The 24,419-nt window shown below is 39.2% G+C and carries 22 protein-coding genes and 1 pseudogene; all 23 read right to left on the reverse strand.

The features are described from left to right. Positions 1–112: 112 nt before the first annotated feature. The 23 genes and pseudogenes from QFZ73_RS26715 to QFZ73_RS26820 all read right to left on the reverse strand — a co-directional run bounded on the left by QFZ73_RS26715 (position 113) and on the right by QFZ73_RS26820 (position 24,405). Positions 113–616, reverse strand: coding sequence for a flavin reductase family protein (locus tag QFZ73_RS26715; RefSeq protein WP_307273326.1), 504 nt, complete (start codon positions 614–616; stop codon positions 113–115). Positions 617–781: 165 nt separating this feature from the next. Beyond that, the gene (locus QFZ73_RS26720; protein ID WP_307273329.1) at positions 782–2,842 is read right to left on the reverse strand and encodes a (Fe-S)-binding protein; all 2,061 of its coding nucleotides are present in this window, start codon (positions 2,840–2,842) and stop codon (positions 782–784) included. Between the two features lie 664 nt (positions 2,843–3,506). Further along, entirely contained in the window at positions 3,507–3,575 is a 69-nt protein-coding gene (locus QFZ73_RS29085; RefSeq protein WP_373459049.1) for a hypothetical protein, read from the reverse strand. A 49-nt stretch (positions 3,576–3,624) separates the two neighbouring features. After that, complete coding sequence (locus tag QFZ73_RS26725; RefSeq protein WP_268589722.1) at positions 3,625–3,762, reverse strand: hypothetical protein; 138 nt, start codon at positions 3,760–3,762, stop codon at positions 3,625–3,627. A gap of 4 nt (positions 3,763–3,766) precedes the next feature. After that, a complete protein-coding gene (locus tag QFZ73_RS26730) occupies positions 3,767–4,003 on the reverse strand; it encodes an aldehyde dehydrogenase family protein (protein WP_268589721.1) in 237 nt (78 codons plus the stop codon). A 49-nt stretch (positions 4,004–4,052) separates the two neighbouring features. After that, on the reverse strand, positions 4,053–5,234 hold the full coding sequence (locus QFZ73_RS26735) for an iron-containing alcohol dehydrogenase family protein (RefSeq protein WP_307273336.1): 1,182 nt from the start codon (positions 5,232–5,234) through the stop codon (positions 4,053–4,055). A gap of 36 nt (positions 5,235–5,270) precedes the next feature. Next, positions 5,271–6,695 (reverse strand): NAD-dependent succinate-semialdehyde dehydrogenase, encoded by a 1,425-nt coding sequence (locus tag QFZ73_RS26740; protein WP_307273340.1) that lies wholly within the window; start codon positions 6,693–6,695, stop codon positions 5,271–5,273. A 78-nt stretch (positions 6,696–6,773) separates the two neighbouring features. Beyond that, the gene (locus QFZ73_RS26745) at positions 6,774–7,958 is read right to left on the reverse strand and encodes a CaiB/BaiF CoA transferase family protein (RefSeq protein WP_307273345.1); all 1,185 of its coding nucleotides are present in this window, start codon (positions 7,956–7,958) and stop codon (positions 6,774–6,776) included. 66 nt (positions 7,959–8,024) lie between these two features. After that, on the reverse strand, positions 8,025–8,432 hold the full coding sequence (locus QFZ73_RS26750) for a PaaI family thioesterase (RefSeq protein WP_268589717.1): 408 nt from the start codon (positions 8,430–8,432) through the stop codon (positions 8,025–8,027). 85 nt (positions 8,433–8,517) lie between these two features. Then, a complete protein-coding gene (locus QFZ73_RS26755) occupies positions 8,518–9,279 on the reverse strand; it encodes a carboxymuconolactone decarboxylase family protein (protein ID WP_307273350.1) in 762 nt (253 codons plus the stop codon). Positions 9,280–9,309: 30 nt separating this feature from the next. Continuing rightward, entirely contained in the window at positions 9,310–9,573 is a 264-nt protein-coding gene (locus tag QFZ73_RS26760) for a hypothetical protein (RefSeq protein WP_268564815.1), read from the reverse strand. Between the two features lie 49 nt (positions 9,574–9,622). After that, on the reverse strand, positions 9,623–10,159 hold the full coding sequence (locus tag QFZ73_RS26765; RefSeq protein WP_307273355.1) for an NADPH-dependent FMN reductase: 537 nt from the start codon (positions 10,157–10,159) through the stop codon (positions 9,623–9,625). Positions 10,160–10,203: 44 nt separating this feature from the next. Next, positions 10,204–10,974 carry an SDR family NAD(P)-dependent oxidoreductase gene (locus tag QFZ73_RS26770; RefSeq protein ID WP_268589713.1) on the reverse strand — a complete coding sequence of 257 codons (771 nt, stop codon included), beginning with the start codon at positions 10,972–10,974 and terminating at the stop codon, positions 10,204–10,206. Between the two features lie 48 nt (positions 10,975–11,022). Next, the gene (locus tag QFZ73_RS26775) at positions 11,023–11,817 is read right to left on the reverse strand and encodes an enoyl-CoA hydratase-related protein (protein WP_268589712.1); all 795 of its coding nucleotides are present in this window, start codon (positions 11,815–11,817) and stop codon (positions 11,023–11,025) included. Between the two features lie 22 nt (positions 11,818–11,839). Then, positions 11,840–13,072, reverse strand: a complete 1,233-nt coding sequence (locus tag QFZ73_RS26780) for an acyl-CoA dehydrogenase family protein (RefSeq protein WP_307273364.1) — start codon at positions 13,070–13,072, stop codon at positions 11,840–11,842. Positions 13,073–13,113: 41 nt separating this feature from the next. Then, positions 13,114–15,222 carry an acetate--CoA ligase family protein gene (locus tag QFZ73_RS26785; protein WP_307273371.1) on the reverse strand — a complete coding sequence of 703 codons (2,109 nt, stop codon included), beginning with the start codon at positions 15,220–15,222 and terminating at the stop codon, positions 13,114–13,116. Positions 15,223–15,603: 381 nt separating this feature from the next. Continuing rightward, a complete protein-coding gene (locus QFZ73_RS26790; protein WP_307273374.1) occupies positions 15,604–17,544 on the reverse strand; it encodes a sigma 54-interacting transcriptional regulator in 1,941 nt (646 codons plus the stop codon). Between the two features lie 136 nt (positions 17,545–17,680). Further along, on the reverse strand, positions 17,681–18,628 hold the full coding sequence (locus tag QFZ73_RS26795) for a phosphotriesterase family protein (RefSeq protein WP_307273376.1): 948 nt from the start codon (positions 18,626–18,628) through the stop codon (positions 17,681–17,683). Between the two features lie 74 nt (positions 18,629–18,702). Further along, positions 18,703–19,452: an SDR family NAD(P)-dependent oxidoreductase gene (locus tag QFZ73_RS26800; RefSeq protein ID WP_307273379.1), complete on the reverse strand. Its 750-nt coding sequence runs from the start codon at positions 19,450–19,452 to the stop codon at positions 18,703–18,705. Positions 19,453–19,695: 243 nt separating this feature from the next. After that, positions 19,696–20,760: an LLM class flavin-dependent oxidoreductase gene (locus QFZ73_RS26805; RefSeq protein ID WP_307273381.1), complete on the reverse strand. Its 1,065-nt coding sequence runs from the start codon at positions 20,758–20,760 to the stop codon at positions 19,696–19,698. A 455-nt stretch (positions 20,761–21,215) separates the two neighbouring features. Further along, positions 21,216–21,998: an enoyl-CoA hydratase/isomerase family protein gene (locus QFZ73_RS26810; RefSeq protein ID WP_268589705.1), complete on the reverse strand. Its 783-nt coding sequence runs from the start codon at positions 21,996–21,998 to the stop codon at positions 21,216–21,218. A 28-nt stretch (positions 21,999–22,026) separates the two neighbouring features. Next, a pseudogene (locus tag QFZ73_RS26815) lies at positions 22,027–23,221 on the reverse strand (thiolase family protein). A 32-nt stretch (positions 23,222–23,253) separates the two neighbouring features. Next, positions 23,254–24,405, reverse strand: a complete 1,152-nt coding sequence (locus QFZ73_RS26820) for an acyl-CoA dehydrogenase family protein (RefSeq protein WP_307273384.1) — start codon at positions 24,403–24,405, stop codon at positions 23,254–23,256. Positions 24,406–24,419: the final 14 nt, after the last annotated feature.

A 24,419-nucleotide genomic window follows, 5' to 3' on the forward strand; every position in this document is an offset into this window, starting at 1 on the left:
GCCCTTTATTGAGAAATTAGTTCCGTTATCTCAATTAGGTCTTTTGTAGAACGTGATAATCGAGTTAGTAATGACGTATCTACCCTTAGGATTCATTAAACTCCTATGAATGTTATTTTAATACTGGATAGAATTCCGAAGGTATTGATCCGAAATGTTTACAATGATAAAGCATAGGTTCTTTGTTATCCTTTTGAATATTTATTAATTCTCCAATTAAGATTGTGTGATCCCCTGCTTCTACCGTTTTAAACGTTGTACATTCAAGAACAGCGAACGCACCGTCAATAATAGGAAGCTGATTTTCAGAAAAATCCCAGTTACACTGACTAAAACGGTCTACATTTTTGCTAGCAAAAGTCTTACATAGCTCCTGTTGATCTCCAGCTAGAATATGAACAGCGAACTTCCCCCCTTCAACAAATGATTTTATTGTTGATACTTTATGGTCAACAGACCAAAGAATCATAAGTGGATCTAATGAAACGGAAGCAAATGAATTAACGGTTAATCCAACTGGTTTACCGACTCCATCTGTTGTAGTTACTACTGTAACACCTGTCGGATAGTTTCCCATTACTTCTTTAAATATCTGCTGATTTTCAGTATTTGTCATGATTACCTCTCCTTTATTTATTGTTTAAATTTTAGTAGGGGATAAATGATTTGATTTTAAGTTCTTCATAAGCACGGGTCTTTAGTACGCTACAACATGATCATATCCTTTTGGTTTTTTTGTAAGACAAGGATGCCTAACTTATGGGGCACCCTTTATAAACTATTATCCAGTTAATGAACGTTCAACAATCTCTGCAATATCCATTGTTTTGACCTGTTCTTCTACTTCCTTCGCTTTAATCCCATCGCTTAACATGGTCAAGCAGTACGGACAATTACTTCCGATCATCGATGGATTTACGCTAAGTGCTTGTTCAGTCCGCTCTACGTTAATCCTCTTTCCCTGCTTTTCCTCAATCCACATCATTCCACCCCCGGCCCCGCAGCACATGGAATCTTGTTTATTACGTTCCATTTCTAAGACTTTCACACCGGGAATCGAGGTAAGAATTTGACGCGGAATATCATAGATATTGTTATAGCGACCGAGATAACAGGAATCATGGTAAGCAATTGCTTCTTTAACTTCTTTAATCGGATTAATAAGACCATCTTGGATCCATTTCCAAATTAACTCTGTATGGTGATAGACTTCAGATTCTAGACCAAACTCAGGATATTCATTTTTAAAGGTATTAAAAGCATGAGGATCAATGGTAACAATTTTCTTTACACCGTATGACTGGAAATTAGCAATATTTTCTTGGCATAATTGCTGGAATAAAAACTCATTCCCCATTCTCCGTGCATTATCACCTGAATTCCGCTCTTTATTTCCGAGAATAGCGAATTTAATCCCAGCCACATTCATAATTTTGGCAAATGACTGTACGATTTTTTGACTTCGTTTATCATAGGAACCCATCGAACCTACCCAGAATAAGTATTCGAACTCAGACACCTCATCTACTGTCGGAACTTCGATGTCATCACGTTCATCGCGCCAGTTCATTCTCTCCTTACGGTTAAGCCCCCATGGATTGCTCTGTCTTTCAATGTTTTGAAAATAGCGACTTGCTTCTTGAGGAACATTTCCTTCGGTTAATACTAAATACCTTCTCAAATCAATAATTTTATCCACATGTTCATTCGCCACCGGGCATTGGTCTTCGCAGTTCCGGCATGTTGTACAAGCCCATAATTCTTCCTCGGTAATGACATCGCCAATCAAGCTAGGCATTTCAATCGCTGCCGCAGTTTCCTGAGCTGCCAACCCAGAGATAGCTACTGAAGAACCAAAAACGGACCTTGGCATCCATGGACTGCGTGAAGTAATAGCTGCTCCTTTTTCTGTCAAATGGTCCCTCATCTTAACAATCAGTTGCATAGGAGATAAGGTCTTCCCTGTCACTGAAGCCGGGCACATATTTGTGCAACGGCCACATTCTGCACATGCATAAAGGTCTATAAGCTGCTGCTGGGTAAAATTTTCAATTTTCCCGACTCCAAATTCCTCAGCTTCTTCATCCTCAAAATCTATTGTTTTCAATTTCCCTACAGGACCGGTTTTCTTGAAAAAAATGTTAAACATCGCGAATAACTCATGTGCTTGTTTTGACTGCGGTACAAACACCATGAATGAAAAGACTGTTACCATATGCACCCACCAAAATAGATAGAACAACACTGTTCCTGCCGTGGATCCAATGCCGGAAAACAATAACGCAATTGCTCCAGAAAATGGAGCATAGACCAGATTCGGTTCATGATCTAGCATAATTGCTTCGAATCCTAATGTAAGCAGGATGGATGAGGTTAGTGTACATAAAGCGATATAGACAAAAGCAGCTTTGCCGTCACGCTTCCATTGCAATCGCTTTAACTTTTCACCATAACGACGGTAAAATCCGTATCCGACAGCCAACAGCATTAAGAATGTTGCATACTCCTGTAAAAGACTGAAATATTTATGCCCCTCACCAAAAGGAAATTCATAGCCTTTAATAAACCCCTTTATGATGAGTTCGATAAGTCCTACCTGAATGATAAAAAAAGTATAAAACAATACTAAATGCATAAACCCGCTTTTCTTGTCTTTAAACAATTTCCTCTGGCCAAACCCATTAATTAATACAGCATTGATCCGCTCTTTAAGATTTGGTTCAAACTCCGCTTTTTTTCCAAGCTTCACAAATAAATACCGGCTGTATACCAGGTTGGCAAACAAATAAATTGCATACCCTGAGATGACTAGGAAAGCAAAAAAATTCAACAGTGAAAACATGCTGATTATCCTCCATTGTCGTTTCTTAGTTCGTTTCCTTATCCGTACAAAGTTAAAATATCGATGAAATGGAACTTCATAAAAATCACCTATTAAAAGTTGCATATAAAAATTAAATATTATGAAACATTACAAGGTGTAATGACTATACCCATGTTTATTAGTGGGCTAAATTGCGCACTTACATATACTGTAACTTGATTATAAAAAGACTGGTGCCTGACACGTTCCATTTTTTGGTGGTACCAGGCACTATTTTAACTATTAAGTATAAACTGATGGGAGATCGTCTTTATGCCAACATAACCTTCTATTCCTTGTTTTCGCCTTCATGCCCAACGCCACTCTCTTTCACTCCTCCAAACAACGGGTCCAAACGTTTCTTCATAGGTGATGACCATTTCTTCTGTTACAATCTCCTATTACCGTTGGCGGATAAAAACTACCTATTGTGTAAGCCTCACCTTCAAGGTAGCTTCCTCCACATAGCAATTTTTCTCCTTTATTTACTGCGTCTTCGACTTATTCCACTACTTTTGTTACCGCAGATGTATTTACCAGCTGCCCTATGGATGTAAGACTCATATAACCCGTCTCAAATCAACACTTCCTTCGACCTTTCTGCAAACTTATGCGAAAATTCATGGTATATTTCGTCATGAACTTAGATTCGATTCGCACAGACACATTGCTGACCTGCCGAGGTAAATTTACTTTTAATTGCTCCTTCCACAGCCAAATCATTGGCTGCATCATCAAAGACGATAAAGTGGCGTGGCCACCTAGCTCCATGGAAACACGCTTAAGGTATATGCCGATTGTTTAATCAGTGTTTTAGCCACGTCCGTTGAACCCGTAAAGCTGACTTTTCGAACGATATCGCTTGCCATAATCGGCAACGATTTCTTTAGTTCCACCAATTAATCAATTGACCACTCCTTTTGGTATGCCCACTTCAACGATGATTTTCACAAGCTCGAGCGATGAGAGCGGTGCTTCTCTGGAGGGAAGTAAGATTACCGTACATCCTACCGCAAGTGCCGGTCCCAGCTTACACACTCCCATCGATAAAGGAAAACTCCATGGCGTAATCGCTGCCACTACACCAATGGGACATCTAATGGTGGATATCCGTTTGTTCGGTGTGCCAGGTACTATCAAAAAGCTTGAAGGTCCCCTTGCACAATGATATCTTTGTTAACAAATCTGACTATCTTGGTAACACTTGGTCATAAATTTTGATCACATCCTCCTTATATACCTTTCGCGGATTGGATGGAATTGTGCCATCATCCATAGCACCGTCGGCCAACCGATCGATTATTTCATCTGTAACTTCGATCCCTAAAAAGCTGAAGTCTTTAGGTATATCTACGGAACCTGTAAATGATTTTAATAGACAAGAAAGTTCATTTGCAGCCGCTTGGTCATCCTTTAATACTAACTCGGGTTGAAATACCCTAGCTATTTCTGCAAATTTTTTAATATTGGAAATTAGATTAAACTCGATTACATATGGTAAGATAATCGCGTTTGCAACTCCATGCGCAACATTAAAGACTGCAGACATCGGATGAGAACAGGAATGTACAAGCCCTAATCCAGCCAAGGTAAACGCCATTCCTGCCATCGTACTTGCCAAATGGATTTGTGCTCGTGCTTCGTAGTTGGCCGGATTTGCATAACTTGCTAGAAGATTTTCCTTAATCATACGTATTGCCTGTAGCGCAAGCCCATCAGAGATCGGTGTGCTGCGAATTGATGTATAAGCTTCTATCGCATGGACTAATGCATCAATTGCTGTTGCAGAGACATGATGTTTCGGTAAAGTCGTTGTTAATATAGGATCAATAAAAGCGACTTTTGGAATAAGGGATGGAGATGCAATAGCATACTTTCGACCTACTGTAGGGTCTGTCACGATGGAAGCCCTTGTCACCTCAGATCCTGTTCCCACAGTTGTGGGGATGGCAAACAATAGAGGAATAGGATTAATAATCGCCTTTTCTCCCCCTCTACGGAAATCAAGGATATGTCCGGAATGACTAACCACTACTCCTACTGCTTTTGCAAAATCCATCGCGCTTCCGCCACCCACTGCTATAATCATATCGCATGATTTCTCCTTATATAGTTCAGCCCCTTGCATAATCGTTTCTGCCTGTGGATTTGGCTCTACATCTGAAAAAATAATCGTTTCAATTCCATTCTCCGTTAATTCAGTGGTAATAGAATCTATTAATCCTGCTTTAACCAAACCATTATCAGTAGCAACAAACAATCTACTTTTATTAGCCTGCTGAATTTCATTTAGAAGTTCGTTTTTCACAACATTAAGACCGAATCGTACATTTGTCGGTAGACAAGCATTAAATTCCATATTTTGCAGCATTACTATTACTCCTTCAAATTTGTTATATAAGTACAACTATAGTTTAAACTGGTGTGTGATTGTCTTTATGTCAAGATAGTCTTCTATCCCTTGCTTGCCACCCTCACGGCCAACGCCACTTTCTTTTATTCCTCCAAATGGAGATTGTACTGTAAATGGAGACGGGTCATTTATCCCCACCATTCCGTATTCCAGCCTTTCTGCAACTCGGTGTACACGAGAAGCATCATTAGTAAAGAAATAAGCTGCTAATCCATATTTAGTATTATTTGCTTTCTGAAGGACTTCCTCCTCTGTTGTAAACCTGATAAGTGGTGCAACAGGACCAAATGTTTCCTCATAGGTTATCACCATTTCTTCCGTCACATCTCCTAAGACCGTTGGCGGATAGAAACTTCCATTTGCAAATGCCTCTCCTTCAAGATAGCTTCCTCCACATAACAATTTAGCTCCTTTATCCACCGCGTCTTGTACTTGTTCTTCCACTTTTGTTACCGCTGATGAATTGACAAGAGGCCCAATGTTCGTGGACTCATTCAGACCATCTCCAATGACCAATTCTTTAGATCTCTCTGTAAACCTACGGGAAAATTCATTGTAGATGTTTTCATGAACATATATCCGATTGGCACAGACACATTGCTGCCCTGCAGAAATAAATTTACTACTAATTGCTCCTTCTACCGCCAAATCCAAATCTGCATCATCAAAGACAATAAACGGTGCGTGACCACCGAGCTCCATAGAAACACGCTTCAGAGTATCGGCCGATTGTTTAGTCAGTACTTTACCAACATCTGTTGAACCAGTAAAACTGATTTTTCTAACTACCTCACTTGCCATAATCGGGTCTACAATTTCTTTTGTTCCACCAATTAATAAATTGACCACACCTTTAGGCAAGCCTACTTCATCAAGAATTTTTACAAGCTCTAGCGATGAGAGAGGTGCTTCCCTAGAGGGACGCAAGACGACTGTACATCCCACCGCAAGTGCTGGCCCTAGCTTACGCGCCCCCATCGATAAAGGAAAATTCCATGGAGTTATCGCTGCGACAACACCAACGGGTTGTTTAATGACGGATATCCGTTTATTAGGGAAAGAACTTGGAATAATCTCTCCATATACACGCCGTGCTTCCTCTAAAAACCATTTGAAATAAGCGATCGTGCTGTTCACTTCTGCTCGAGCATTAACAATCGGTTTTCCCATTTCTTTTGTAATCGTTTGGGCAAGATGTTCTTTTCTCTCATTAAGTCTGTCAATCACCTTGTATAAATAAGCGGACCTTTGCTCAGCTGTAAGCCCTGCCCATGCAGGAAAAGCATCTTGTGCCGCCTTAATTGCGTACTCTGTTTCTTTTACTCCTGACTGATAGACTTCACCAACGATTTCACCATTTACCGGATTTGTAATCTTCAAAATGTCATTACCTTTAAGCCATTCGCCATTTATATACATATAAACTCCTCCCGTTCATTTTCAATAAAAATGATTGCTGATTTTAAGTATCTTTATGTGCTTAATAAGCTCTCGGAATCAAATAATATTTTTGCTTTTTAATTGTTTGATAGTTTCTTGGTCATAGCCAATTTCTAGTAAAACTTCTTCCGTGTGCTCTCCTAATAAAGGCGGATGGTATCGAACAGACGTTGGCGTCTCTGAAAACTTCACTGGAAATGCAGGCACTTTGAGATTAGGCACATTCGGATGGTTCACTTCAACCATCGCCTCTCTTGCCTGCACCTGAGGGTGTGTTAATACTTCTTCAATTGTCTGTATCGGCCCGCAGGGAACACCGACCCTTTCTAACATCTCAATGATGTCTTCACATTTCATTTGAGAAAATCTTTCACTTAAAATTGTTACAAGTTCCTCACGATATTTAACGCGATCAATATTGAGTTTGTATTTCTCATTTTCTAGTAAATCATTCCACTCCAGACCTATACAAAGCTTCTTCCACAACCCATCATTCGCTACCGCAATAATGACGTCTCTGTCAGACGCTTTAAACCCTTGATAAGGGACAAGGCTTGTATGGGCAGTCCCCATTCGCTCTGGATAAGAACCTGTAGCATAGAAACCAGTGACCATATGGTTCAATAACGCAACTTGACCATCTAATAAACTGACATCCAGATACTGCCCTTTTCCTGTCTGCTTGACACCATGCAGGGCACTAGAAATGGAAAAAGCTGCAAACATTCCTGTAGACAAATCGGCAATCGACATCCCTGCCTTTACTGGTTTATCCGTCTCACCAGTGATACTCATTAATCCCGCAAATCCTTGCATCACTACATCATAGCCGGCACGATTTTTTTCTGGACCTGTTCTCCCAAACCCGGAAATCGAACAATAAATTATTCGAGGGTTGATCTCCTTCAATATGTCATATCCCAAGCCTAATTTCTCCATCGTTCCTGTCCGGAAGTTTTCAACAAAAACATCCGCATCTTTCACCAATTGTTTGACGATTTTAATGCCTTCTTCCGATTTCAAATCAAGGGTAATTCCTCTTTTATTCCGATTCGCAGCAAGATAGTAAACGCTTTCTCCATTCCAGCTTGGCGGAGTAAATCTTCGCGATTCATCGCCTACTAACGGTTGCTCAACTTTAATGACCTCGGCGCCCATATCTGCCAGCATCATTGTTCCATATGGTCCAGCTAACGTACGTGATAAATCTAATACTTTGAACCCTTGCATTGGTAAATTCATTCCAACCCCTCCTCGAGTTAAGTAATTTTTCTGATGAACACCCTACGATTGAGCCTTCCAATGGCGTTAACTGCGAGAGCGAGTTATTTTAAAGGTTGCCAACCCAATACTGACTAGTTCACCACGCTCATTGACAATTCGAGCTTCAATAGAAGCAATAATTTTTCCTTGTTGTATGACTTCTGCAGTAGCAAAGAGTGTTTCGCCTTCTTTAGCCGGCTTTAAATATTGGGTGGTTAAAGAAATAGTGGCAAATTTAACCTCACCAACACGCAGCTTAAAATTAATCCCCATCGCTGCATCCAATAGGGTGGAAAAAATCCCTCCATGCAACACCTGATTTCCATTTAAAAGCGACTTCGTAATTGATAATCGGATTTTTGCTTGATTTGATTCAAGAGAATCGACTTTGATTCCAATCAGGTCCCAAAGTGGAGAACTCTCGTATCTTTCTTTCAAATCCACCTTATCCATCCACCCCTTTCAATTATTTTCTGCTTATATTCCCCATTCGCCTCTCTCTTTGAATAAACGCGATGCAACGGTATCTAGTTAAAAACTATCTACTTCTCTTGATCATTTCTTCTATTAAAATAGGTATTCCCATTAACAGCGTATCAAAGCCCAAAGAGGAAGTTAATTGGAATACTTCTAAAATCTCCTCACTTGTCGCTCCGTACTTTCGCGCATTTTTCAGATGTACTTGGATACCTTTCCTAAATAAATGAGTAGTTGAGGCATCAATCGCTATATATATAAATTCAATAATCTTTGGCTCCAATACTCCACTCTTCAGGGGTGCAGTTAATAAATCGGTGTAACTCTCAAAGAATTTCTCGTCCATTTGCAACAGGACATCTCTAAAACCGTTCCAGTAGCCCATTTGCTCAATAAAATCTGTCTTTGATTGCTTCTGTTGGTCGGTTAAATGGGCATCTTTGAATAAAGCTTCCAATTCAAACTCTTCTGCCATCAATGGAACACCTACAGCACAGGTATGCATGCCTAGAACACTGACAACCTTAAATACTTCTAAAATTTCTTCACTAGTTGCACCAAACCGGAGAGCGTTTTGAATATGAATTCTCGTTGCAGGGGCTGATAAATGAGTAGGTGATGCACTAATGGCAACATTAATAAGCTCTTTAATCTTTGGCTCAAGGACACCTGTTTTCCATGGTACAAAAGTGAAGTTCGAAAGTATTTCAAAGAATTCTTCATCAAGAACTAATAATTCATCCCACACATCATGCCAATATCGGTTTATTTCGGTAAAATTTTTCTTTAGCTGTATTTGCCTATTACTTAGCCTATTCCCCATTTATATTCCTCCATAGGAAAACCTCGTTTCTTAAATGGCGACTTTATCCATATACTCTATTAACCTTTGACGCAAGCCGCCGTTACCAAATCTGACCCTTTTCTTTTCAGCAGTAGCATGAAACTGAATGAATCTTAAGATTTGTTTTCTTCGTTCTAAAATATTTATAATTCCGATATGGTAAAAATACTTGTCAATTTCGTTATAGACACCACGGTTAATACCAAATTCTAAATCACACAGTTTTTGAAAAGAATAATCTGTTAAATGAATATTGTTTTTTTCAAATTCCATATGGTCCCCTCATTTTCAATCGATGATGAACATCGAATATTTCCTTTAATCAATTGGCAGCACTGATTAATAATTCCCCGTACTCTTTCGCTAGATTGCGTATCTGATCTTGAATTTCTGGATTATCAATTTCATTTTGAAGATTGAAATCTTTTGATGTAGCAAAAACATAGTTTGCAACATTCTTCATCTTTAAATAATCAGTAATTGGTTTAAGGTGTTTTTCAATTGCTTGAGCATGCTCTGGATTCCCGCCATTTGCAGCAAGCGCAATCGGTTTGCCTTCAAGTATAGTAGGTGGGATTAGGTCAAAGAGGTTCTTTAAAATTCCTGGAATGGACCCATGCATAATCGTTGTGCCTAAAATATACCCATCCGCTTTTTCCATTTTTGAAATTAGCACCTGAGTATACTCGTTATATTGAGTAATTGGCCTGCCATCACAGAAATCTAAGGAAAAATTCTTTAGGTCTACCAATTCCACCTCATACTCTGGATACTGGTTTTTAACCTCATTTAAAAGAAACTCTGTGACAATTTTGGTCTTTGAGCCTACTAACGTCCCGCTTATGCCGATGATTTTCACTATTACCCTCCTCTAAAAACTTCATAACTTTATATAAATTAGACTTACACGACAGGTGATCCTGATACATAAATCACCTGTCCCGTCACGTAGCTGGCTTCTTTGGAGGTTAAGAATAAAATTACGTTAGCGACATCCTCCGGCTGACCTAGTCGTTGAATGGGATTTCTTTGAATAATGGCTTTTTTCACTTCTGAAAAGTTTTCAATACCTCGGCACTTGGCATATGCTTCTGAGACTTTGCTCATTTCTGTCTCAATAAACCCTGGTGCCACCGCATTTACATTAATTCCGTATGGACCTAATTCAATAGCAAGGGTCTTGGTCATTCCTTGAATTCCTGCTTTAGCTGCCGAATAGTTCACGCGTCCGCGGGCTCCTACTGCGGCTTGGGAGGAAGTCATGACAATTTTTCCGTGGCCTTGATTGACCATATATTTTTGGACGGCTTGAGCACAAATATAACTCCCCTTTAAATTGACGTCTAATACAAAATCCCATTCTTCTTCTGTCATCTCGCCGATGATGTTATCTTTCAATACTCCCGCATTATTAACGAGGATATCGATTTTTCCGTATACTTCATTAACCTGTTCAACACAGCTTGTGACATCTTTTCGCTTGGTAATATCGACACGAAAGGTCAGACATTCTCCACCAGTGCTATGGATCTGTTCCACTGTTTCTTTTGCACCCTGTTCATTTTGATCAAATATCGCAACTTTCGCTCCCTTTTCTGCGAACAGGAGAGCGGTTTTCGCACCAATCCCCCGAGCTCCACCGGTAATAATGACTACTTTATCAGTAAAATCCATTATTCTTCTCCTCCTTTACGCCAACTCTGAGCAATGTCTATTTCATTATTAAACTTCTTGGCTATTAAACCACTCAATCGCACCTTTAAGTCCAAGTTCTTTGATTTTTTCATGAACTACTTTAATCCCATCCGCTGTGTGGATGATGGCGTCTTGTTCCGGGCCAAACATAATACCTGTTCTAAATCCTTGCAGCTCCATTATCCGGTTATGTGCTTTTTTCTTCAGAATTAAAATGTCTAAAGGCGTTTTGGCAATTCCACGAGCAATATTTAAGGTTTCTTCCTCGAGTTCTTCACGTTTGAAGCATTTGGCGGCCAATCCATACTCAGTAGCTTCTTTCCCTGTAATACGGCTGCCAGCTGTTAAATCAAGCATCTTCGCACGCTGAGGACCAACATGCCAGCCCCAATAAATGCCAACAAAACCGCCACCTAATGGCAAGGAAGGAAAACCGAACTGTGCCTCTTCATCAGTGATTACAATGTCACAGCAAGCCAAAAGCTGTGTGCCACCAGCAAGGGCAAAACCTTGAACCTGAGCAATGATTGGCTTCGGAAATTCCCAAATTCTTAGCCATCTTCTCGTATATTCTTCTAACTTGTCTCTATCTTCCTGGACCGTTCGATTATTATATTTAGACACATCGTATCCAACACTAAAGGCACGCCCATTTCCTTTGATAATAAGAACACTTACTCCAGCATCATTTTTAAGTTCTTCCAACGCTTCATCCAATTCTTTAAATAAATCGGCATTTAAGGCATTAAGCTTCTCTGGTCTGTTTAAAATGATAAAAGCGATTCGTCCTTTTTTTTCAATCAGTACAGTTTTTTCTGACATAAAAGTACACCTTCCTCTTCCTTTAGAATGATAGATCTCCTTTTAATAAGCTTCTTGCAATGGTCCGGCGATGGATTTCGGATGTACCGTCAGGAATTCTTACAAGTCTCGCATTTCGATATCCTTCTTCAAGCCCCAGTTCATTCGAAAGCCCCATACCCCCATGTATCTGAATCGCACGGTCATAAACCCTTCCCATCATTTCGGTACAAAAAGCCTTTACCATTGAAATTTCCTTTGTAGGTGTTTTAGTGCTGTTTTCAATTTTCCATGCACAGTTTAGCGCCATATTTCTGGCAGCATAAATATCCAGCGCACATTCTGCTAACATATTTTGAATTGTTTGATGTTCTGAAAGTGTTTTTCCAAAGGTTTTACGGATTTTCGAGTATTCAACAGCCTTTTGCAATGCCCACTGGGCTGATCCAATACATTTGCCGCTCATTCCTAAACGGCCGTTATTGATTCCATTCATGGCCTTGCCAAAACCTTGGTCTAATTCTCCAATGATGTTTTCCTCAGGAATTCGAAGATTATCAATACTGATAATGGTCGCATCACCGCCTAGTGAGCCCATTACTGGAATAACGGAATCAACATTAAATCCTTCTAACTTCGTTTCAACAAAGAAACAAGTAATCCCGCCTTTTCGTTTCGCTTGCAATTCGGGGTTGGTGACAGCAAACAACATACAATAGTCAGCATAATGAGCATGGGAAATCCATTGTTTCGTTCCATTAAGCACCCACTCATTTCCGTCCTTTACTGCCCGAGTTTTAATCCCCCAAACATCCGAACCAGCATCTGGCTCTGTTAAACCGAAACATAGGGTTTTTTCGCCAGAACCAATGCCTTCGATGTATTTATCTTTCAGTTCCTGTTTCAAGCCATTTAAAACAGGGGTTAAGCCGTTTGTAAATGGAGAAGGAATGACCACATGTTCGATTAATTTACGATGTGGATAATGTTTCCCGATTGCTTCATTGACTAATAGAGCTGTAAGCGGACCGAAGCCTCCGCCTCCTAGTTCTTCAGCACCAAACATGGTATAAAACCCTGCTTTCGCTGATTCCTTGCGCACGATTCTTCGTAACTCTTCTACTTTTGGATGACGGCGGCCGTCTTCTAAATAATACTTACGCTCATTGTAAAGCAGGTCACGGTTTTCTTCTTCCAGAGGAATAACCACTTTATTTATAAATTGTTTTATACCATTAATAATTTCTTGTGTTTCTTCTGGCATATTAAAATCCATCTGCTAACTCTCCTTTTGGTTTTATAGTCTATTTATAATTATTATGAATGGATCATTCTTTTCTCGAGTGTCATTAAACCATCTGCCACTTTGATGCCTTTTCCTTTGGCAAAGACCATGACTGGGTTTAAATCGACTTCAACTAATTTCTCTCCTTGAGCTATGATGAAATGGCTAAATTGAGAGATTAATAGGCTAAGCTTTTCAATGTCATATGGCGGCTTTCCGCGGTAAGATTGTAGTATTGGGCTGGCTTTTAATTCATAGATCATATTCTTTGCTTCATTGACTGACACAGGAGCTTTTCTCATCGCCACATCTTTTAACACTTCAATGTAGATGCCACCTAAGCCGACCATGACAATTTGACCAAAGATTGGGTCTTTCTTCGAGCCAATCACCATTTCAACAGAGTCTTCTTTTAACATTTCTTGAACCAAAACCCCTTCAAATTCGGCACCTTCGGTACTTTCAATGATTGATTTTAAAAGGTGGTATTTTTCTTGTACCTCTTCACTGTCTTTTAGATTTAAGAACACTAATCCTTTATCGGTCTTATGCAAAATTTGTGGCGACATTCCCTTTAACACCACAGGATACCCAATTTCATTTGCATATTGGATCGCCTGTTGTGGTGTTACAGCCAATTTTTCTTGAGTAATAGGTATCCCGAACTGTTTAAGAATGTTCTTGCTTCGATACTCGGTTAAGGCTTGAGAGTGACCAAATACGTCTTCTTTTGAAAAATCGTAGATGTCATGTACCTCATCGATTTCACCCTGGCCAAAATATTGCAAGGCTTTGGCCACCGTTACTGCCCTTGAAGGGTCGTCTATCACGATCAGTCCGGCATCACTAAACATTTGTCTAGAAGTTTCGTTCGTGATGGTAACCACAATTTGTGGAATCTCTGGGTATCGCTCCTTCAATTTCACTAATGTCTCGATTCTCGCTTTCAAAGAGTCTAATTTTAAACCAGCAAAACCTAAGAACACGAGTGCCGAGCCGTATTGACCGCTTGAGAGAACAGAATCCATAAAATCCTCAAGCAGTGTAGGAATGTATGAAATTTGTGCAGTTGTATCGATTGGATTTTGAACCCCAGCAATTGGGAGGATTTTTCGTAACTTCTTTTTAACATCATCTGGAGTCTCCGGTAAGGTAAATCCATTAACCGCCAGTTGATCTGCCAACATGATTCCAACTCCCCCAGATATCGTAAACACTGCTGCATTGTTATCCTTTGGAAATGGTAATTTTGATGTAGCATAGACGACATCTAAAAATTCCTCGATGGTTTCAGCACGATAAACTCCATTTTGTTTAAAAACGGTATCGAACACTTCATCTGATCCTACGAGAGATCCAGTATGTGATAGTGCTGCTTTCTTTCCCACATTAGTTCTACCTACCTTTAAAGCAATCACTGGTTTATTGTTCTTTCGAGCTGTCCTAAATGCGTCAATGAGTTTCTCTCCATCTTTCGTTCCTTCGATATAACATGCAATGACGTCCGTACTAGGGTCTTGAGCCAGATATTCAATGCAATCCGCCACATCAACATCACTTTCGTTGCCGGTGGCGACAAAAGAACTAAAACCTATATTTCTTTGTCTCGCTAACGTAAAAACATGGGAACCAAAAGCACCGCTTTGACTGACAAACCCAATATTGCTTTGCAAAGGCTTTTCATTCTCAATGATCGTTGAAAAGGTCCCGTAAACCCCTTTTCTTACGTTAAACATCCCTAAACAGTTTGGCCCTAAAACGTTTACATTATTTTGCTTAGCGATCAAGGAAATTTGTTCTTGCAATTTCTTCCCCTCTTCATCGACTTCAGCAAAACCAGCACTAAAAATGACAACTGAACGAACCTTTCTTTCTGCACATTTTTTAAAGGTTTCTAAGACAGCTGTCTTTGGCACGGCGATAATCGCTAAATCTACCTGTTCCTCCACCATTTTTATATCTGGATAACACTTCAGACCATTCATTTCTTCATATTTTGGGTTGATAGGATAAATTACACCTTCAAACCCATATCTCTGAAGATAACTTAAAGGTCTTCCTCCAATTTTTTTATGATCGGGTGAAGCACCAATAATGGCAATGCCTTCAGGGTCGAATAATGCTCTTAAATGAGGTTTCAAGTATTTATCACTCCTTCATCTTCTTTTCACTTTTAATATTGCAAATTCCGTGCCAACTCTTCTAAATATGATTGATTTTCCTGTTTTTTTATTTAACAATATTTTTGAAACGTGTAGAATTAACTAATAATTTAGGCAAATCATTGTAATCACTGGTTTTGTCGACCGTTACAACCCTTACCGCACATTTTGGAAACCCTTGTAAAAATTCAAAGCACTTTTTTCTTTGCTTATCATCTTCTAGTTCTTTTCACGGATTGATGTTTCACGTTTGAATTCAGCGTTTTAATAATGAGACACAAAAAAACTCTTAATGTATAAAACAAGCAATAGATAATCTTGCTTATTCAACACACTAAGAGTTTCTAGGGTTCTATTTGTCTATTTCGTTTTCACTGGTTCGTTCAGTTTTCTCCAAAGAGTACTTCTACTAATGCCCAAAATTTCAGCTGCTTCTTTCTTATTGCCATTCGTTTTTTCTAATACTTCTTTTATTTTGCTGGTTTCCATATCTTTTATCACTTCTTGATACGATGAATTATCAAAGTTCACTTCATCTAGTAACAAAGAATTTTCTTCAATCGCTTCTCTTAAATGATGAAACACTTCCTTTTTTGTCACCTGTTGAGGCGTTTCGATATAAGCAAACATCCGCTCCATTGTATTTTCAAATTCGCGGATATTCCCATACCATTCATGAGCCTCTAATAAAGGAACGACATCATCTAATACTTCTTCAATTAGCGGCATAAAAGCAGGATAGTTTTTAGCAGTAAACGCTTTAACTAAGAGTGGAATATCTCCCTTCCGATTACTTAATTTCGGTAAAAATAGATTTAATACGGCAATTCGATAGTATAAATCCATTCTAAATTTCCCATTCTTCACTTCCTCAATTAAATTAACGTTTGTAGCCGAAATGACTCTGATGTTAATTGGGATCCCGCTTGAACTACCTAGTCTCCTAACCACATTCTCTTGTAACACCCTCAGTAGCTTTGCCTGCATACTTAATGAAATCTCGCCAATTTCATCTAAAAAAACGGTTCCATTATGTGCCAACTCAAACAAACCTGGATTGCCACCTTTTTTCGCCCCTGTGAAAGCGCCATCATTATAGCCGAAGAATTCGCTTTCTAATAAATTTTCAGGAATGGCTGCACAGTTTATCGCAATAAAAGGGTGGTTTCTTCGCTTGCTTTCATTGTGGATGCTTTGTGCAAATAATTCCTTCCCCGTACCGGACTCGCCAAGAATCAACACATTGGAATCGGAACGAGCAAATTTCTTGGCTTTATTTATCACTTTAATTGTTTGGTCACTTTGACCAATAATGTCGCTAAATTGGTATTTCGCGATATCAGCCTTATAATTCATTTTACGTCTAATTTTATTTTCCTGTTGCTGGAGGGTCTCTGCATCAGAAAAAATGGCGACAATTCCATTGTAACTGCCATTTACATGGATTGGTAATGTATTCATTAATAGCGTTCGTTTTTTATAAGATACAACTATATCTTTGACGACTTTATTGGTCGATAAAACTTCTAAAATTTCACTTTCCTGTACAATTTCACTGATATGCTGGGAAGAAAGGTCCCCATACTCACTGAGTCCAAGTAACTCAATCGCATGATTGTTAATACTTAACACCCTAGCTGATACATTAAGATTAATAACACCCTCGCGGAAGTTTTCTAATATATAGCTTTGCCTTTTCTGGTTACTCTGCTCCGCTACCTTTGCTGTTAAGATATTAAAGGCAATATCTACAACAAGACCGACGCTTTCTTTTCCGTACCAAAGGATCCCTTCCATTCCAAATTTTTTGGCAAGTCTTACAACAAGTCCCGACCCAATTACCACTTTTTGGCCTTCTTCATGTAATCTTCTGACCAATTCATAAGCTTCCTCTTTATTTCTATAGGTATACTGATTCACCTTAATTTTGAAGATATGATCCAATTCGTCATGCCCATCATTTATATAGTTCCGTTGAGTCTGAATATACTCTTTTTGATAGTTAATCACATTTACTTCATTACTAAACTTCGAAGCCTCTACTAAAGCTTTATAAAAATCATTCGTCTGGACACGTAATGGAATAATATTTCCCCGTACTTTTAATTTCTTAAATTGCTCAAATAACATCGCACCACAAATTAATACATCGTCATCCGTGATATAGGTGGGATTTTTTAGAATAAAAATAGATTCAAGGGTTTGAACAACTAGCTCCTTCATATTACCTTTTCGTTTGACGATTTCTGTTCTTACATATTCATCTAATGGTGAAGATCCCGAAACCAGTATTTTAAGCATTTTTCTTCCCCTTTCATTTTAAAAATCTACTTATCTATTTTTTAATTATTATATCGAACGAATATTATAAAGGTATAAAAAATTCTATTAAATATAATAAAGCCCCGCATATTTTGCGAGACTTAAATTTTACTTTTTAATTAATCGATATCCAGGATTTAACATTTTCAACCATCATCGTCTGAATGTGTTTTGCGGATACCCCATTTTCTTTTAATGTCGGGATCACCTTGTCCATTAAGAAGGTCATCGACCAATCAGGATAATGAGCCCTTTTAGCAGCTTCCGGCTTATGAAAATCTGTTGTACAGCAATAATCCTGTGATAAAAACATACGATTGGCATAACCTCTTATTACTAATTCTATAACGGTTTGATTCCTTTTTTCCGTCGATAAAACTCGTGTGATTCCATAGCGGTCCATTCCAATAAATGCTCCACTGTCTATCACTCTCTCAATATAATCTAAGTTGTCTGTGTCCCCGCAATGACCAATTAGAACATTATTTAATGGAACTCCTTCTTCTTTGAAGATGGCAATTTGCTTAAGCCCTGTTTCAGAAGCTGGATGAGAATGGGTCATAATCGGAACCCCCGTTTGATGATGCGCCCTTGCTACAGCCCGGATGACTTTTTCGACATCAGGGGTTACTCCTTGAATATCGGTGGCACATTTTAAAAAGCCGGCCCGAATTGAAGTATTTTGTACACCAACCTCTATATCGCGAACAAATTGTTTGGCCATGAAATCAATATCGTTTGCCACGAAACGAGTAGGTAAGTAATGAAAGGTGTAGATACCAGTCGCTGCAATAATTTGCATGCCGGTTTCGTCTGCAATCCTTTTCATAAAACGTACATCCCGGTCTAATCCCATGACCGTTGGATCAAAAATCGTCTGTACTCCCCGTTCCTTTGCCGCTTTCACTTGCTCAACGGCTAGAGCAACCTCCTCTTCTACATCATATAAATGTGGAAACTGCGCCACAACCCGCTCATCCCGTGTTCGTAAATGCTCATGGATTAAAGTATATCCTAGGTCTTCAATCGAGATTTCCCCAGTTAATGACTGAATCGTACTCATTCTTTTCCCCCCTTAATAAGTTTCATTTAATCTTATTTTACTAGATTTGTCAGGAATAAGGCGGAATTTAAAGATTAACACGCTGTATATCCTCCATCAATTGGCAGAGCAACACCCGTAATATAGGACGATTCATCAGATGCTAGAAACAGCACAGCATTAGCCACTTCTTCGGGCTTACCAGGTCTTTTAAGCGGTGTGTTATCAATCAATATTTGTCCTCGCCCACTTGCTAAGGAGTTTTTTACCATTGGCGTTAGGATAATACCTGGATGAATGGAATTCACCCTAATATTATACTTTGAAAACTCAACTGCTGCTGTTTTAGTCAAAAGAGTCACTGCACCTTTTGACCCTTGGTAACCAGCAGATCTTCCACTTCCAACTAATCCCCAAATGGAAGAGTTGTTAATAATTGAACCACCAACGGGATTTTTTTTCATTAACCCAACCGCAGTCTTCATGCCAAGGAATACACTCTTAGCATTCACATCCATGATGTTCTGCCATTCATCTTCGGTAAGTGTTTCTATAGTTTGGGCTCCAGGTATTCCTGCATTATTTACTAGAATATCTAATTTGTTAAAATTTTCTTCAATAAAACGAATAGTCGATTCCCACTCATTACTTTTCGACACATCCAATTGAACAAAATGAGCATTTCCGCCATTATCGTTAATGTTAGTAACGACTTCTTGTCCTTCATTGGAAATATCCGCAAGAATGACTGTTGCTCCTTCTTTAGCAAAAAGCTTAGAAATGGCTTCCCCTTGCCCTTTTGTACCACCAGTCACCAAAGCTATCTTTCCTTCAAGTCTACGCAAAATTTCTCACCCCGAATTAAGAGTCTTCTTGATTTTTAGAGTGCTCTACTCCTGAGTTATTTCATTGTATTCAGCAGAAACAGTGTTTTATCTGGGGAAATATAGAGAAGCACAATCAATAGACAAATTGAAATCATAAACCACATGGCACCTTTGAAATTTGATTCAAACTTATATAAGGAGAGACCCCTTTATATAAAATATCAATCTTCATCATTTCAAGTAAGCGCTTTAAAAAATTAATTAAGATTTAGATAACACTGATTGATTTGTAAAGTACGGCATAATTTTTTCAGAGAATAACTTCATTGACTTAATAACTTTCTCTTGACGCTGCCCGCCAATATTCATCCAAAGAATGATGTTATTTAATCCTGTTTCCTGTTTATATCTTTCAATATCTTGAATAACTTTTTCAGGAGAACCGACTAGTGTATTCTCTGACTTTAAGAAACTATCATAATCGACATTTCGATCTCTGCTGTTAACACCAAAAGTAGGACGATTATCGCGTTCACTCATATACCATTCTAAACCTTCTCTGTAATCTTCTTCCGCTTGTTCCGTTGTATTGCCGACAAAGCAGAATAATAATTTCCCTGATCTGGCAACAGCTTCTTCTACGTACTCCTCTGTTAGACCGGAAGCCAAGGAAGTTTCTCGGTATAACGCAATTTTATGTTTCGTGTCATCATTCTTAATGCCACCTAACACAAATGAATGTCCCTGCTTTGCCGCATTAATCATTGAAGCATCATTTCCAGAAACCATTACAAAGATTGGTGGTCTAGGATTCTGTACTGGACGCGGATAAATTGGTATATCCTTAATATCATAGAATTTACCTGAATAGTTAACTCTGCCATTTTGCAATGCTGTTGTTAAAATATCAAGAGATTCAAGGTACTTGTCATGACGATTATCAAAATTCTCATTATAAGCATCAAATTCTAATTTGTCATACCCTTTCCCAACTCCTAAATAAAGGCGGCCATTACTGATAATATCCACAAGGGCCATATCTTCTGCTACTTTCAGCGGGTGGTGTAACGGCAATCTAGAAACAGCTGAACCTAATTTAATATTCTGAGTCATAGCTGCTGCCGCTGCTAAATAAACGGACGTAGAACTAACCACACCATAGGCACGAGCATTATGTTCGGCAATCCATGCAGACTGAAAGCCTAGTTCATCTGCCAACTTAATTTGATCTAAACCATTAAGTAGTTCCTCTGCATCCGTTTTCCATGGAGCAACCGAATTCAAAAAGAATAATCCAAATGTCATGTCTTTTCCCAAAACTGCCATACTAACATCTCCCTTTTTAAGTGAAATCATTTTTCAAACTAACTATTTAAAAATATGTTTCTAAATTTCATTGAAGTGTAAAAAGCAAAGTGAATAGATGTTTACTCCCAAGCTATTGGGTGGCCTTCTTAGGATGATTTCCATCCAAAACAAAATTTACTTATTATTTTAAAATTGCAATAATTGTGCCAATTTTAAAAATATTTTGCTTAATATGGAGATAAAAAACTTTTTTTCCTTTAAAAAGCTAATATATTAGGTCTTATAAAAGTTATTTACGTCGTATATCCGTCTAAAGATTGTCCAGTATGCCAGAACATTTTTACAACATTTGTTTCAATTATACAACTTAATGTTTCGTTTTTGGAACTTATGTCTTTAGAACAAACTAGAACGGTAAGAAATTTCTCCTCGGATACAGCCTTCTTTTTTAATCGAATAACCGCTTACCTATTCTATTTAGATGTGAATTTAGGGCTCCTTTTTTCTAAAAACGCACTCGTTCCTTCATATTTATCCTCCGTGGAAAACAGTACAGCCTGAGCGAGTTTCTCGATTAACAAACCAGATTTTTGGTCAGTTTCAAATCCGGTTTTAACCGCGAGCTTTGCTAATTTAACCGCGAGAGGACCTTTGGTAAGGATTTTTCCAGCTACTTCCTCCACCTTTGCCTCAAGTTCCTCCATAGAGACAACTTCTGATACTAAACCAATTCGGTAGGCTTCTTCTCCATCGATTATTTTCCCAGTTAGAATTATATCTAGTGCTTTTCCCTTACCAACAATACGGGTTAATCGCTGGGTGCCTCCCGCTCCAGGTATAATCGAAAGATTCAGTTCCGGAAGTCCAAATTTGGCGTTCAAAGCTGCAACTCTAATATCACAGGCAAGCGCAAGTTCACATCCGCCACCTAGAGCAAAGCCATTTACCATGGCGATGGTTGGTTTATCATACATCTCGATCCGATCAAAAACCTCTTGCATTCCCCCAGGTTTGAAAACATCCAATGCAGTCTTTTGCCTTAACTGAGCAATATCTGCTCCAGCAGCAAAGGATTTCTCTCCTTTACCAGTAAAAATAACACAGCCAACTGTCTCATCGTCACTTAGCTCATTGAGTGCACCAAGAATTTCTTGCAATGTTTCTTTACTCAACGCATTGCGAATCTCAGGACGGTTGATTATAACGTAGGCAAGACTATTTTTCTTTTTTATTTCGATATTTTGATAAGTTCCCATTCTACCTCTCCCTTTTTCATGTGCAGTTTTATGCTAGATTTTCGATTAAAATCGCCATACCTTGCCCGCCGCCTACACATAGGGTAGCGATCCCATATTTAAGATTACGGCGTTGCAACTCATGCATTAACGTAACTACAATTCGAGCACCGGTTGCACCTACTGGATGACCAAGTGCAATCGCTCCGCCATTTACATTGACTTTTTCCTTGTCAAGCCCTAGTTCTCTGATACTTGCGAGTGCCTGAGAAGCAAAGGCTTCATTTAACTCAAATAAATCAATTTCCTCCAAGGATTTCCCTGTTCTTTCAAGAAGTTTTTTAACGGCAGGAACAGGCCCAACCACCCATAATTTCCGGTGATACACCCACTTGAGCCCAGTCAACAATTCGAGCAGAAGGCTTGAGATTCAGTTCAGCCACTTTATTAGCCGACATCACCACAACTGCGGCAGCACCATCATTACGTCCACAAGCATTTCCCGCTGTTACCGAGCCGTTTTTGCGGAAAGCAGGCTTTAAAGAGGCTAATTTATCAAGAGTTGTTTCTGGTCTTGGATGTTCATCAGTCTCAAATAAAAAGGTAGATTTTTTTGATTTAATTTCAAATGGCACAATTTCATCTTTAAAACGGCCGTCACGGATAGCAACTGCTGCCCTTCGCTGACTTTCTAATGCAAATGCATCTTGATCTTCCCGGGAGATCTGGTATTTTTCCGCCACATTCTCAGCCGTTATCCCCATGCCTAGATTTTCCCCATACGTTTCTATCGGTTGCTGTCCAGCTTCAATGTTTGAGTCGACAAGATGAGCACGATCCTCACCAAAACGTGAGTCACGTAAATAAATTGGAGCACGGCTCATATTTTCTGTCCCACCTGCCACGACAATACTTGCTTGACCAGATTGGATTTGTTGGACAGCAGAGGCAATCGCCTGCATCCCCGAAGCACATAGGCGATTCACTGTGAAAGCTGGTACAGTATCAGGAATCCCTGCCCTTAGTGCTGCGACCCTTGCTACATTTGAGGATTCTGTTGACTGCCTGACCTCCCCAAGGATCACCTCATCTACTTGATTACTACTAATATTCGCTCTATTTAATGCTTCTTTAATGACATGGGTCGCTAAATATCCTGAATTAACCGCTTTCAATGCACCACCATACCTTGCGATTGGTGTCCGTACTCCGCTCACAATAAAGATTTGTTCATCTAACGCCATTCTCATTCTCATTCTCCCTCTCTCACCAAAAATTAAAGCTTATATTGCTGTTTTAATTGCCCGGCAATAATATTTTTTTGAATTTCCGACGTTCCCTCGTAAATCCGAGTAATCCGAGCATCCCTAAAGAACCGTTCAATCGGATAATCAGCAATATAACCGATGCCCCCATGAACCTGAACAGCCTTATCTGCTACTCGGTTATAAACTTCTGAACCAAACAATTTCAACATCGCAGCTTCTTTAATGACCTTCATTCCTTCATCCACCATCCAGGCCACTCGATAGGTAAAGGAGCGTAATGCCTCGATTTCCATGGCCATTTCCGCCAGCATATGTGCAACAGCTTGATGTTCGATAATCGGAACATTAAATTGCACCCGTTGTTGAGCAAACTCTGCAGACATATCGAGCAACTTTTGACATGAACCGAGATTTCTGGCAGCTAATCCAGCACGTCCATTAGTCAAAATTTTGAGAGCATTCACATAACCCTGCCCCTCCACTCCCAAAACATTTTCAACTGGAACCTCACAATCTTCTAAAATTACTTCAGCAGAATGCGATCCTTTTAACCCCATTTTTTTCTCAACAGTCCCTATTTGGAAACCAGGAAAATCTTTTTCGACAATAAAGGAGGTGATTCCTTTCGCACCTTTGGAAGGATCAGTTACAGCCATAATGGTAAAAACATCTGCTTCGGTTGCATTCGTAATATAATGTTTCGTTCCATTTAAAATGTATCTATCGCCCTTTTTAACCGCCGTCGTTTTTAGGTTGGTCGCATTCGAACCTGCAGATGGCTCCGTTAACGCAAACGCTCCAATCCTTTCTCCGGCAGCCATATCCGAAAGGTATTTTTGTTTTTGTGCCTCATTTCCCATTTCAACAATCCCGACTGTGCCAATGCCAGTGTGCGCCCCGATTAACGTTGTGTATCCGTTATGCGTTGCTCCTATTTCTTCGTATAAGGCGCATTTCCCAACCATGCCAATACCTAGTCCGCCGTATTCCTCTGGAATACTAAGACCAAATAATCCTAGTTCTTTGGACATTTCAATGATTCTTGCAGGTATTTTATCTTCTTCTTCGATTTGCATTGCCACCGCTTCTACTTCAGTTTGAACAAAGTCGCGGATACTTCTTTTCATCACTTCAATTTCTTCATTTATTCGAAAATCCATTCCTTCACCCCTTA

It is taken from the genome of Peribacillus sp. V2I11 (genome assembly GCF_030817135.1).
Classification (GTDB): domain Bacteria; phylum Bacillota; class Bacilli; order Bacillales; family DSM-1321; genus Peribacillus; species Peribacillus simplex.

Bases quoted from the DNA above. Each gene is read 5' to 3' on its own strand.
- QFZ73_RS26715 (WP_307273326.1), bottom strand. From the start codon at position 616: ATGACAAATACTGAAAATCAGCAGATATTTAAAGAAGTAATGGGAAAC.
- QFZ73_RS26720 (WP_307273329.1), bottom strand. From the start codon at position 2,842: ATGTTTTCACTGTTGAATTTTTTTGCTTTCCTAGTCATCTCAGGGTAT.
- QFZ73_RS26735 (WP_307273336.1), bottom strand. From the start codon at position 5,234: ATGCTGCAAAATATGGAATTTAATGCTTGTCTACCGACAAATGTACGA.
- QFZ73_RS26740 (WP_307273340.1), bottom strand. From the start codon at position 6,695: ATGTATATAAATGGCGAATGGCTTAAAGGTAATGACATTTTGAAGATT.
- QFZ73_RS26745 (WP_307273345.1), bottom strand. From the start codon at position 7,958: ATGAATTTACCAATGCAAGGGTTCAAAGTATTAGATTTATCACGTACG.
- QFZ73_RS26750 (WP_268589717.1), bottom strand. From the start codon at position 8,432: ATGGATAAGGTGGATTTGAAAGAAAGATACGAGAGTTCTCCACTTTGG.
- QFZ73_RS26755 (WP_307273350.1), bottom strand. From the start codon at position 9,279: ATGGGGAATAGGCTAAGTAATAGGCAAATACAGCTAAAGAAAAATTTT.
- QFZ73_RS26760 (WP_268564815.1), bottom strand. From the start codon at position 9,573: ATGGAATTTGAAAAAAACAATATTCATTTAACAGATTATTCTTTTCAA.
- QFZ73_RS26770 (WP_268589713.1), bottom strand. From the start codon at position 10,974: ATGGATTTTACTGATAAAGTAGTCATTATTACCGGTGGAGCTCGGGGG.
- QFZ73_RS26775 (WP_268589712.1), bottom strand. From the start codon at position 11,817: ATGTCAGAAAAAACTGTACTGATTGAAAAAAAAGGACGAATCGCTTTT.
- QFZ73_RS26780 (WP_307273364.1), bottom strand. From the start codon at position 13,072: ATGGATTTTAATATGCCAGAAGAAACACAAGAAATTATTAATGGTATA.
- QFZ73_RS26790 (WP_307273374.1), bottom strand. From the start codon at position 17,544: ATGCTTAAAATACTGGTTTCGGGATCTTCACCATTAGATGAATATGTA.
- QFZ73_RS26795 (WP_307273376.1), bottom strand. From the start codon at position 18,628: ATGAGTACGATTCAGTCATTAACTGGGGAAATCTCGATTGAAGACCTA.
- QFZ73_RS26805 (WP_307273381.1), bottom strand. From the start codon at position 20,760: ATGGCAGTTTTGGGAAAAGACATGACATTTGGATTATTCTTTTTGAAT.
- QFZ73_RS26810 (WP_268589705.1), bottom strand. From the start codon at position 21,998: ATGGGAACTTATCAAAATATCGAAATAAAAAAGAAAAATAGTCTTGCC.
- QFZ73_RS26820 (WP_307273384.1), bottom strand. From the start codon at position 24,405: ATGGATTTTCGAATAAATGAAGAAATTGAAGTGATGAAAAGAAGTATC.